9 protein-coding genes are annotated in these 11025 nt (G+C 67.8%); 3 read left to right on the top strand and 6 right to left on the bottom strand.

The window, feature by feature from the left end:
- Nucleotides 1-162: 162 nt before the first annotated feature.
- Nucleotides 163-1749: a peptide chain release factor 3 gene (locus RVX_RS01660; RefSeq protein WP_116306885.1), complete on the bottom strand. Its 1587-nt coding sequence runs from the start codon at nt 1747-1749 to the stop codon at nt 163-165.
- Nucleotides 1750-2262: 513 nt separating this feature from the next.
- Here RVX_RS01660 and kdsB point away from each other — a divergent pair.
- The 3 genes from kdsB (at nt 2263) to RVX_RS01645 (ending at nt 5105) form a co-directional block, all read left to right on the top strand.
- Nucleotides 2263-3057 carry a 3-deoxy-manno-octulosonate cytidylyltransferase gene (kdsB, locus tag RVX_RS01655; protein WP_116306887.1) on the top strand — a complete coding sequence of 265 codons (795 nt, stop codon included), beginning with the start codon at nt 2263-2265 and terminating at the stop codon, nt 3055-3057.
- A complete protein-coding gene (gene carA / locus RVX_RS01650) occupies nt 3054-4184 on the top strand; it encodes a glutamine-hydrolyzing carbamoyl-phosphate synthase small subunit (RefSeq protein ID WP_116306889.1) in 1131 nt (376 codons plus the stop codon). Before kdsB ends, carA begins: the two co-directional genes overlap by 4 nt.
- Before the next feature lie 117 nt (nt 4185-4301).
- Entirely contained in the window at nt 4302-5105 is an 804-nt protein-coding gene (locus tag RVX_RS01645) for a tetratricopeptide repeat protein (protein WP_116306891.1), read from the top strand.
- 114 nt (nt 5106-5219) lie between these two features.
- On the opposite strand, the gene RVX_RS01640 is transcribed toward RVX_RS01645, so the two are convergent.
- The 5 genes from RVX_RS01640 to RVX_RS01620 form a co-directional block, all read right to left on the bottom strand.
- Nucleotides 5220-6923: a c-type cytochrome gene (locus RVX_RS01640; RefSeq protein WP_230404696.1), complete on the bottom strand. Its 1704-nt coding sequence runs from the start codon at nt 6921-6923 to the stop codon at nt 5220-5222.
- A 376-nt stretch (nt 6924-7299) separates the two neighbouring features.
- The gene (locus tag RVX_RS01635; RefSeq protein WP_116306895.1) at nt 7300-7527 is read right to left on the bottom strand and encodes a rubredoxin; all 228 of its coding nucleotides are present in this window, start codon (nt 7525-7527) and stop codon (nt 7300-7302) included.
- Between the two features lie 100 nt (nt 7528-7627).
- The gene (rbr, locus tag RVX_RS01630; protein ID WP_116306897.1) at nt 7628-8203 is read right to left on the bottom strand and encodes a rubrerythrin; all 576 of its coding nucleotides are present in this window, start codon (nt 8201-8203) and stop codon (nt 7628-7630) included.
- 364 nt (nt 8204-8567) lie between these two features.
- Nucleotides 8568-8939 carry a Fur family transcriptional regulator gene (locus tag RVX_RS01625; RefSeq protein WP_230404697.1) on the bottom strand — a complete coding sequence of 124 codons (372 nt, stop codon included), beginning with the start codon at nt 8937-8939 and terminating at the stop codon, nt 8568-8570.
- Between the two features lie 182 nt (nt 8940-9121).
- The gene (locus RVX_RS01620) at nt 9122-10597 is read right to left on the bottom strand and encodes a TolC family protein (RefSeq protein ID WP_116306901.1); all 1476 of its coding nucleotides are present in this window, start codon (nt 10595-10597) and stop codon (nt 9122-9124) included.
- Between the last annotated feature and the right edge of the window lie 428 nt (nt 10598-11025).

Below are 11025 nucleotides of genomic sequence, written 5' to 3'. Positions count from 1 at the left end.
TTTCCGAACGCCTCCCGCAACCACAAAACCAACCGTGGGCTGCCCACCCGAAATGCCCGCTTTCAACACACGGGGCGTGCCTAAAGACAATTGAAAGTTTTGGGGGGAGGGGGCGCGGGGGAGGAGACCCTTTTCCAAAAGGGTCCCTCCCCCGCAAAAAAACTAACTGATTTCGCGCGTCGTGCGGAATTCAACCTTCGGATACCGCTCCATGGCCGATTCCAGCCGCCACGGGTTGGGAGCCAGATAGGCCAGCGCGCCCTCCGCATCCACGGCCAGCTCGCCGCGATGGTAATCCTGAAAATCCGCAAAAATCTTCTTGTCCTCGCAGTGCACCCAGCGCGCGGTATGCGTGCCCACGCCCTCGTACACGGCATCCACGCCATACTCGTCGGCCAGCCGCGCCACGATGACGTCGAACTGCAGCACGCCCACCGCGCCCAGGATGTAGTCGTTGTTCACCAGCGGGCGGAACAACTGCACAGCGCCCTCTTCTGCCAGTTGCTCCAGCCCCTTCTGCAACTGCTTGGCCTTCAGCGGGTTCTTCAGGCGCACCCGGCGGAAGTGCTCCGGCGCGAAGTTGGGAATGCCCACGAACTTCAGCACTTCCTTCTCGGTGAAGGTGTCGCCGATCTTGATGGTGCCGTGGTTGGGAATGCCAATGATGTCGCCGGGGAAGGCCTCTTCCACGCCGGTGCGGTCCTGCGCCATGAAGATGGTGGCGTTGGCCACGGTCACGTCCTTGCCGGTGCGGTGGTGCTTCAGGCGCATGCCCCGCGTGAACGTGCCGGAGCAGATGCGCAGAAAGGCCATGCGGTCGCGGTGGGCCTTGTCCATGTTGGCCTGTATCTTGAAGACCACGCCGGAAAAGGCCTCCTCGCCGGGCTCCACCACGCGGGTGGCGGCCGGGCGCGGCTGCGGGCCGGGCGCGAACTCCACGAACATGTCCAGCATCTCGCGCACGCCGAAGTTGTTGATGGCGCTGCCGAAGAACACCGGGGTCAGTTCGCCCTTCAGGTAGCGCGCCTCGTCGAAGGGGGTGCCCGCCTCTTCCAGCAGGGCCAGGTCCATGCGCAGCTGCTCGGCCTGGTCGCCCAGATATTCGTCCAGTTGGGGATCGTCCACGCCGTGGATGACGATGCCCGACTGGATGCGCCCGCCGTGGGTGGCGGAAAAGAGGTGCAACTGCTTGTGCAGCAGGTCGTAGGTGCCCTTGAAGGTGGAGCCCATGCCGATGGGCCAGGTCATGGGGGCGCACTCGATCTGCAGGTGCTGCTCGATGTCGGCCATGACGTCCAGCGGGTGCAGCGCCTCGCGGTCCATCTTGTTGATGAAGGTCATGACCGGGGTGGCGCGCATGCGGCACACGTCCATCAGCTTGCGGGTCTGGGCTTCCACGCCCTTGGCCGCGTCGATGACCACGAGGGCCGAGTCCACGGCGGTGAGCACGCGGTAGGTGTCTTCCGAAAAGTCCTGGTGGCCGGGGGTGTCCAGCAGGTTCACCACCCGGTCGCGGTAGGGAAACTGCATCACCGAGGTGGTCACGGAAATGCCGCGCTCGCGCTCCATGGCCATCCAGTCCGAGGTGGCGTGGCGCGAAGCCTTGCGGGCCTTGACCGAACCGGCCATCTGGATGGCCCCGCCGAACAGCAGCAGCTTTTCGGTCAGGGTGGTCTTGCCCGCGTCGGGGTGGCTGATGATGGCGAAGGTGCGGCGGCGCGCGGCCTCGCGTTCCAGTCTGCTGCTCACGGCGATGGTCCTCGGATGGATCTGGGGATGAGTCGGGGATATCTTGCGGCAATGTGCCGAAATGTACAACGCGGGTCCGGCCCGGTGGTCCGGCGGCCGGGGGCTGGACAGGCGTCCTGCCGGGCTGGCGGACGCAAGTGCGGCACGGGCATGGGCGGCGCGCCCCCACGAAAACAGGCGGCGGCGCGACAAAAAAGGGGGATGGGCCTTGCCCGCGCGAGAAGCGGAGTTATGCTACACCTGAAGAGAGCGGTCAACCGCCCCGCCCCGCAAGGCCACGCCCGCCACCCTCTCCTCGGCCCACGCCGGACGGCCCCTGAGGCGAACTGCGCGCGGGCACCACTGCTTGTTTTACATTTTCGTCAGACATTCCGGGGTGATGCGAAAATCCGCACAACATGCTTTCCCGGCTGGATGTTTTCGGTTATTCTCCGAAAGTTTCGCGACCGGAGCACCGACCCGACCGCTCCGCACCCCCAACCGCAGGCCGACCCGCAGGCTGCCCCCGACGAGATGACGGCATCCCCCACCTGTTACGGCATCATCCCCGCACGCTACGCCTCGTCCCGTTTTCCCGGCAAGCCGCTGGCCGACATCGCGGGCATGCCCATGTTCTGGCATGTGTACCACCGCGCGGCCCGCTGCCCGGAATTCGCCAGGGTGGTGCTGGCCACGGACGACGAACGCATCGCGGAGGCCGCGCGCACGCTCGACGTGCCCTTCGTCATGACCCGGCCCGACCACGAAAGCGGCACCGACCGGGTGTACGAGGCGGCCTGCCTGCTGGGCGGGAACGCGGCCTTGCCTGACGACGCGGTGGTGGTGAACATCCAGGGCGACGAACCCGCGCTGGACCCGCGCATGCTCAGCCAGCTGGTGGCCCCGTTCGCCGCCGGGCCGGGTTCCGCCGAGGTGCGCGTGACCACCCTGGCCATGGCCATCAGCGCGGCAGAGGCCGCCAGCCCCGACCGGGTGAAGGTGGTCACGGCGGCCAACGGCGACGCGCTGTACTTTTCGCGCGCGGCCATCCCCTTCGCACGGGACGGCGGCGCGCACACCGGAGAAAACGGCGAAGGCCCGGCCTATCTTGGCCATGTGGGGCTGTACGCCTTCCGGCTGGAGGCGCTGCGCGCCTTCACGCAGCTTCCGCCCTCGCGGCTCGAGCGGCGTGAAAGACTGGAGCAGCTGCGGCTGCTTGAAAACGGCATTCCCATCCGGGTCGTGCCCACCACCTACCGTACCCACGGGGTGGACCGGCCCGAAGACATCGGCATCATCATCAACCTGCTTGGGGAGAACGAAGGATGAGAGCTTTCCTGGCCCTGGAAGACGGCTTCGTGCTTGAGGGACGCTCGTTCACCGGTCGCGGTGAATCGGGCGGCGAGGTCATCTTCAACACCGGGATGACAGGCTACCAGGAGGTCCTGACGGACCCCTCGTACGCCGGGCAGATGGTCTGCATGACCTACCCTCTCATCGGCAACTACGGCGTGACGGCCGAGGACATGGAGTCCGGCAAGGTCCATGTGGAGGCCTTCATCGTCAAGGAATGCTGCAAGACGCCCTCCAACTGGCGCGCCAAGATGTCGCTGCCCGACTACCTGATGCAGCACGGCGTCATGGGCATCGAGGGCATCGACACCCGCGCGCTTACCCGCCATCTGCGCATCAACGGCGCCATGCGCGGCATCATCTCCACCGAGACGGACGACCGCGAGGAACTGGTGCGCCGCGCCCGCGCACTGCCCACCATGGAAGGCCAGAACCTGGTCACCAGGGTGGCCCCCGGTGCTCCCTACCGCTGGGACGGCACGCGCCCGCGGCCGGTGGAACTGGCCGCCGACGGCGCGTACGCCTGGCCCGGCCCCGGCCCGCGCCTGGTGGTCTACGACTACGGCATCAAGTGGAACATCCTGCGCCTGCTCACCGAGCAGGGCTTCGACCTCCTCGTGGTGCCCCCGTCGTTCACGGCGGTGCAGGTGGCGGCCAGCGGCGCGGAGGCGGTGTTCCTTTCCAACGGCCCCGGCGACCCGGCCACCCTTACCGATGAGGTGCGCGAAATCCGCGTGATGACCGAGCGCATGCCCGTGGCGGGCATCTGCCTTGGCCACCAGCTGCTGGGCCACGCCCTTGGCGGCACCACCCACAAGCTGAAGTTCGGCCACCACGGGTGCAACCACCCGGTCAAGGACCTGGTGACCGGGCACATCGAAATTTCCTCGCAGAACCACGGCTTCTGCGTGGACATCGCAAGCCTGCCCGACGTAGAAATAACCCATGTGAACCTGAACGACGGCACGCTGGAAGGGTTCGCCCACAAGACCAGGCCCATCCTGGCCGTGCAGCACCACCCCGAGGCAAGCCCCGGCCCCACCGACAGCCGGTACTTCTTTGCCCGGTTCAGGAACATGGTGCGAGAGGCCGTGGGCCGTTAGCGGGCCTGCCGCCACCAAGAGAGACGATCTGACGCAGGGGGCGCGGTACAGGCACGCCGCGCCCCTTCGCATACCAGCCTCCGTGCCTTCCACGCGACGCCATTCCGGGGGCGATGCATGTCCAACGATCTCACCAAGGCACGCCAACTGCTTACCCAGGTGCGCACCCTGCTGCGCCAGGGCAAGGTCATGCCCGCCGCGCAGTCCTTCCACGAAGCGCTGGTGCTGGTGCTGAAGAACCCGCTGATGAAGGCCGAGCGCGAGGAATTCGAGCGCATGCTGGGCGACGCCGCCGCCTACCTCGACAACGACCCGGAACTGCGCAAGGTCTTTCCGCTCAAGATCGACTACAAGCCCGGCGCGGAACGCCAGGTGCTGGACACCGTGCGCGAACTGGTCAAGGCGGTGAACGAGGCCGCCGTGAACGAGGCGCAGGAGCACCTGAGGCTGCTGGCCGCCCGCAAGGCCGCCGAACTGGAACGCGGCCAGCAACTGCTGGACGACAAGGACTACGACGCGGCCAACGGAGTGTTCCGGCAACTGGTGGTGGAATTCAGCGACGACCCGGCGCTGAAGGGCGACATCGGCGAGCGGTTCCTGAAGGCCGGGCGGTACGAAGAAGCCTTCGACTACCTGTCCCAGGCCCTGGACCAGAGCCCGGAATCCGTCCACCTGTACAACCGCATCGGCATCGCCCTGCGCAAGCTGGGCAAGTTCGACGTGGCGGAAAAGTACTATTTCAAGGCCGCCCAGTACACCGGGCGCGACCCCAACCTGTTCTTCAACATCGGCCGCCTGTACGTGGACTGGGGCAAGTGGGACAAGGTGGCCAAGGCCGCCTCGGCCGCGCTGCAACTGAAGCCCGACTTCGACGAGGCGCGCAAGATGCTGGAATTCGCCACCCGCCAGATGGGCAAATAGCCATCGGCGCCACGCCCCGGCCATGGGGCGCGGCGCTCGGCTTCTCATACGCCAGCATGCACGAGGGGGCCGGTCCAGTGGACCGGCCCCTTTCCGTTGCTGTTTTCCCGTGCTTCAGCGCATGGGGTGGTGCGGCGACATGGCCGCGTCCAGCCGGGCCGTGGGGCCGTGGCAGACGATGCAGTTGCCGCGCGCGCCGATGGGCGCGTCCACCTTCTGATACTGGAAGGGCTGGATGGAATCGCGCCCGGCGCCGTAGTCGCTGCGGCTGGGGTAGGTGGCGTGGGGGCTGCCGTGGCACGCCGCGCACGGCACCTTGCCGGTGCCGTCCATGCGGTTGCGGTACAGGCCCGGCCCGCCTTCGGTCCACACGTTGAAGGCGCTCACCGGCATGGTGGGCCGCGTATAGCCCTTGTGGCAGGTCATGCAGTCGGGCTCCTGGGTCCACGGGGTGCGCGGCAGGATGGCCGCCGTGCCCTGCGGCCCCTGTGCCGTCAGGTTGCGCAGCAGGCCAGGCGCGGCGGGCTTGCCCAGTTCCACCTCGCGCTTCAGCAGCGAGATGGTGTGGTCCTCGAGATGCCCGTGGCAGGTCACGCAGGTCATCCCCTTGGCGGCATGGCTGTCGCGCAGGCAGCGGGTGACGCCGATGGGGCTGTCCGGATGGCAGAAGGAACAGACCTCCGCCCCGCGCCCGGCCAGATAGTTGGCATGAAAGCCGTGCAGCGCGGCAGGCAGGTTCACCACCCCTTCGCGGCCTTTGGCGTTCAGCAGCGGGTCGGGGTGGCACGACTGGCACAGCTCCGGCACGCCTGCATCGGACCGGGCCAGCAGGTTGGTACTGTTGCGTTTGTCATGGGTGGCCAGGATGGAACGGGCCGTCACCGGCGAGATGCCGGTAACCCCCAGCCTGCCCCAGTTGCCTCCATGGCAGCGCCAGCATCCCATCTCCGTGCCGTTGGGCAGCACCGCCCCGGTGCGGGCCAGTTCGCGGCCCGATGCCGCATCGCGCGCCAGCACCGAGAACACCGGGTACGGGTTCAGCCCGCCGGTGTCGGTATAGGGCGTCAGGGGTATGCCCAGGGCCTCCAGCGCCCCGGTCTTGGGGTTCAGGTCCATGTTGCCCAGCATGCCCCTGCCGGTCACCGAGACGTCGGGGGGCAACTCCTTGCCGGAAATGGATCTGGCGTACTTCCAGTATTCCACCTGGGTGGACGGGCGGCGCATGTCCGGCGGCGCGGCGTAAGACATCTGCACGCCTTCGGACACGATGCGCGGCCTGCCCTCGCCCATGCCGTCGCCGCTTCCCCGGCGGATGAGCAGGGCCACCAGCGCGTTGCCGGGCGGCAGGTTGGAATAGGCCACGTCGCAGTCGGTGATGCACTTCATGCCCAGGGTGTTCCAGGCCAGCAACACATGAGCCGACGTGGCCGGGTCGAAGGGCGGCACCTCGTGCCGCAGGGGCCGGATGCGCACCTCGTCGAAACGGTCCGGCTTCTTGCCATGCAACCCCACGGCCACATAGGCCGCGATGGCGTCGCGCTGGGTCCGCGTCCCCGCAAAGGGCGGCATGTGATCAAGCACCTTGCCCTGCCCTTCAATGTACGCCTCCATGCCCAGGGTGGATATGTGCCCGGTCAGGGGCAGGATGTCGTTGCCCGCCGCGCCCACCGTGTGGCACCCGCCGCAGTGCTCCGCGAACAGTTGCTTGCCCTCCGCCACCTGGGCCTTCAGCACCGCCCCGGATTTGGGTGTCGGCAGGGTCGTGCCCGCCAGGGCGGGGAGCGGGGGCAACACCCCGGCCATCCATGCCATCAGCATTAACCCCGCGGCCCAGACGGGCCGCGACCGCCATAGCGCAACGGCGGCCGGTATCATGTCGTCACGCATGCAACCTCCCTGCGGCAATGCCGCGTCATGGTCCGCCCGCGCGGGTACGCCGGGCTGCTTGCCCTCCCTGGAATTTCCAAGCCTGAACCATGATAAAAAGAAGGGTACCGGGACACGATGATTATACGTTGGCGTCCGGCAACGGGTGCGGGAGACACGAAAGACCCCGCCGGAGCATCATGGTCCGGCGGGGTCTTCAATACGCTGGGCGTAAACGGCCCACGGCTGCATCCCTCAACTGGGGGCGGCCCGACACGAGCATGCACGGGACAGCCCGGCCTTGCCGAGGAGGTTCGCCTGGTCGGCCCTACTTGTCCGTGGGCAGTTCGCAGTTAGGCTGCTCAGTCGAACCGGGCCCGGCCATGGGACGGAAGCACCGCTTGGTGCCGCCGCACACCGGACAGCGCCAGTCATCGGGCAGGTCCTCGAAGCGGACCCCCGGCGCCACCTTGCCCTTCCGGTCGCCCCGGTCGGGATCGTAGACATAGCCGCAGTTGACGGTCTGGCAACGCCACATGTCTTTCGGATCGGCCATTGCGCCTCCTTCCCCCCGGAGTTCGGCCCGTACTGACTCCGGCGCGCCTGGCGCGCCGGTAACGCTGGTTCGCGGCCGCCCGCGCCCACCGCGCGACGACTTACCAGTTGATGCCCAGCAGCTCGAAATGCGGCTGCGGATGCGCGCAGGCGGGACACAGGTGCGGGGCCTCGTTGCCTTCGTGCAGGTACCCGCAGTTGCGGCAGCGCCACACCACGGACGATTCGCGCACGAACACGCGGCCTTCCTTGACGTTCCTGGCAAAGCCCAGGAAGCGGCGTTCGTGAAATTCCTCGGCCACGGCGATGCTCATGAACACCTTGGCGATCTCGTCAAAGCCTTCCTCGCGGGCAATGCGCGCGAACGAGGGGTACATCTCGGTGTACTCGTGGTTTTCGCCCGCCGCCGAACTGATGAGGTTGGCGTGGGTGTCGCCGATGACCCCGGCCGGGAAGGCCCCGACGATCTCCACCTCGCCGCCTTCCAGGAACTTGAACAGGCGCTTGGCGTGTTCCTTTTCCTGGCTGGCGGTTTCGGCGAAGATGTCCGCGATCTGGACGAAGCCGTCCTTCTTGGCGCGGGCGCCGAAATAGTCGTAGCGGTTGCGGGCCTGCGATTCGCCGGCGAAGGCGGTCAGGATGTTGCGTTCGGTCTTGGTGCCTTTCAGGGCCTTCATGACTGCTCCTTGTGTGTCGTTTCGTTCCGGGTGAAAAGGGGAGGTAGCCAGAGACGCACGGCCGCGCGGCCGGTGCGCCGTAAGACATGAAGCGTCGCGCCCGGGGGCGCGCGCCTGAACACTGGGATTCTGTGCGGGGATCGGACTCGCGCAGACAGGCAATACCGTGCCGGGGGCAGCCCGGCCATGTCCGCGCGCCTGGCGCGCAAGCACCACCTGTGTGCGCGGTTCGTGCCCTCAATCCGTAGGGGGGGGCAGCACGCACCGAGTCGCCATGCAGCGGCTTACCCATGCGTGACGTACCGTTACTGCCCGCCCGGCGCAAGGGCGTCCGGGCAGTCCTGGCCTTGGTGATGCCGAAGGCTCAGTTGCGCGAGGCGCACTGTTCGCACACCCCTTCGAACTCGATGCGCCCGGCAAGAATCAGAAAGCCGGGGGCGCGCGCCGCGGAAATGTCCGGAACGCGCACGGGCTCCACCACGTCGCCCACCCGGCCGCACTGGGTGCAGCGCACGTGCTGGTGGGGGGTGACGTTGCCGTCGAAGCGCTTCTGCGACCCGGCCGATTCCAGCTTCAGGATGTCGCCCGATTCGGCCAGCAGATCCAGATTGCGGTACACGGTGCCCAGGCTGATGCGCGGCAGGCGCTGCCGGACCATGCCGTAAATCTCGTCCGCCGTGGGGTGGGTATGCACGCGGCGCAGTTCTTCAAGGATGACCATCCGCTGTTTGGTCATACGGGTCTGTGGAGACTGCTGGGGCATGTGGAACCTCACATGGTTTATTGGTAATGGTTACTGTTTGGATGGCCCCATGTCAAGACCCCTTTGGAAAAAGCCGTAAAAAGCGTGCGCACGGCACGACGAAGGCCGCCGGGGGCACCCCCGGCGGCCTTGGAATTTCCGCGAGCGCGGCAGCGCTAGCCGTCGACGAGCGAAGGCTTCAGCTCACCCATGGCCGCCCACAGCTTGGACAACGCGTCCAGGTATTCGGCCTTGGCCCCGGTCAGGGTGGCCTCGGCGGCGGTCAGCTTGGCCTGCGCGTCCAGCACGTCGGTGTTGGTGCCCACCTGGGCCTGGTAGCGGGCCACGGCCACGCGGTAGGCCTCTTCTGCCTGGACCAGCCCCTTGGTGGCCACCACGATGCGCTTGGAGGAATCGGTCAGGGTCAGCAGGCGCGACTGCACCTCGTAGGCCACCTCGTGGCGCAGGTTGGCCTCTTCGGCGCGCACCTGCGTTTCCACCTGGCGGGCCTGCTGGCCGGAATACCACGTCTTGCCCCACTCGAAGACGCTCCACTCCGCCTTCAGCCCGGTGGACCACTGGCTGAACCCGGTGGGGCTCAGGGTGCTGCCCGACGCCTCCGGCCGGTCGCCCTCCGTGGCCCAGTTGAAATTGGCCGAAACCTGCGGGTACAGCCCGCTGTCGGCGATGCGCACGTCCTTGCCCGCGATCTCCACGGCCTTGCCGGCAATGCGCACGTCGGGCCGGTTGCGGTAGGCGCGCTCCAGGCACTGCTCCAGGGTCATGTCGAACCCCACGGGCACCAGGCTGCCCACGTAGCTCGCATTGCTGGCCACGGGCAGGGTGAGCAGGGTGTTCAGCCGGGCATGCTGGGTGGCATGGTTGCTTTCGGCGGTGATCAGCAGCGATTCGGCGTTGGAAACGTCCACCTCGGCCTGCAGCACGTCCAGACGCGGGCGCAGCCCCACGTCGTAGAAGGCCCGGGTGACCTTGGCCTGTTCGCGCAGGCGTCTCAGGGCGTCGCCCGCGCTGCGCACGTTCTCGCCCGACTTCAGGTAGGCCAGGAAGGCTTCCTGCACCTGCACGGCAAGGTCCAGGCGCGACTTGTCCAGGGTCAGGGCCTGGCGCTCGGTTTCCAGCGCGGCCTTCTGGTAGGTGGACAGCAGCCGCAGCCCGGTGAACAGCGGCTGGCTCACGCCCACGGTCCAGGTATAGGTGTCGTCGTCCAGCTCGCGCGACATGGAGGTGGGCTTTTCGTTCAGCCGGTCGTAGCCGTAGGTGGTGGACACGGCCGGGCCGAACGCCCCGCGCGCCGACTTGCGGCCTTCTTCCGCCGCGTCGCGCCCGGCGCGGGCGGCCACCACGCCCTGGTTGTCGCGCAGGGCCGATTCAACGGCGCGGCGCATGTCGTACTCGCCGCCCCTGGCCGTGGCGGCCTGTTCCCCGGCCGATGGCGAAGCGGGGCTGCCGACGGCCTCCGTCGGCATGGCGGACGCCGCGTCGGCGGCCAGGCCACGCGAAAGCAAGCCCGGCGCGATCAGGCCGGACACGGACAGGGCCGCGCACAGCGCCAGGGGCAAAAGGACCGCGCGTCCGGGGCGGCGCGTGCGGCACGGCGTCATCGACGGGCCAGTGACGTGGGTGCGATGCATGGATACTCCTTGCGGAGGCTTCGTGGAGTGGGGAGTGTGTCCGGCGTGCGCCGGGGAAGGCGCCTGAACGTGACGGAAACGGGGCGGGGCCGCTGCGATGATGCCGGAGCGGATACGCGGCGAAGTGTAGCCGGGCCGGGGCGCACTTGCAACACTGTGCATGCCTGCTCCGCGAGCGGGGCGCGCCTTGCGCATCGCCCCGTAACCCCGCACGCCAGAGGGCGAACCCCGCCGCGCCCCTGCCGCGCCCCCGCCATACACGGTGCGCTTGCGCACGTCCGGAATGGCGGCGGCGCTGGCCGCCGGGGTTCCGCTGCGCGCCGCGCCGCAGCCGCTGGCCGAAAAGTGCGCCCCTTTTCGCGGCCGGGGCCCGGAATCCCATTGCATCCTTGGCCCGAGACGACTAAATGGAGGGCGGGGTGCCGGAC

The sequence above is a fragment of the Nitratidesulfovibrio sp. HK-II genome (assembly GCF_003402415.2).
Taxonomy (GTDB): domain Bacteria; phylum Desulfobacterota; class Desulfovibrionia; order Desulfovibrionales; family Desulfovibrionaceae; genus Cupidesulfovibrio.
This window is presented reverse-complemented; position numbering and strand designations above follow the sequence as displayed.

What these genes read in the sequence shown, in the direction of transcription:
- kdsB (WP_116306887.1), top strand. Translation starts at nt 2,263, where the DNA reads ATGACGGCATCCCCCACCTGTTACGGCATCATCCCCGCACGCTACGCC.
- carA (WP_116306889.1), top strand. Translation starts at nt 3,054, where the DNA reads ATGAGAGCTTTCCTGGCCCTGGAAGACGGCTTCGTGCTTGAGGGACGC.
- RVX_RS01645 (WP_116306891.1), top strand. Translation starts at nt 4,302, where the DNA reads ATGTCCAACGATCTCACCAAGGCACGCCAACTGCTTACCCAGGTGCGC.
- RVX_RS01640 (WP_230404696.1), bottom strand. Translation starts at nt 6,923, where the DNA reads ATGCTGATGGCATGGATGGCCGGGGTGTTGCCCCCGCTCCCCGCCCTG.
- RVX_RS01635 (WP_116306895.1), bottom strand. Translation starts at nt 7,527, where the DNA reads ATGGCCGATCCGAAAGACATGTGGCGTTGCCAGACCGTCAACTGCGGC.
- rbr (WP_116306897.1), bottom strand. Translation starts at nt 8,203, where the DNA reads ATGAAGGCCCTGAAAGGCACCAAGACCGAACGCAACATCCTGACCGCC.
- RVX_RS01625 (WP_230404697.1), bottom strand. Translation starts at nt 8,939, where the DNA reads ATGACCAAACAGCGGATGGTCATCCTTGAAGAACTGCGCCGCGTGCAT.
- RVX_RS01620 (WP_116306901.1), bottom strand. Translation starts at nt 10,597, where the DNA reads ATGCATCGCACCCACGTCACTGGCCCGTCGATGACGCCGTGCCGCACG.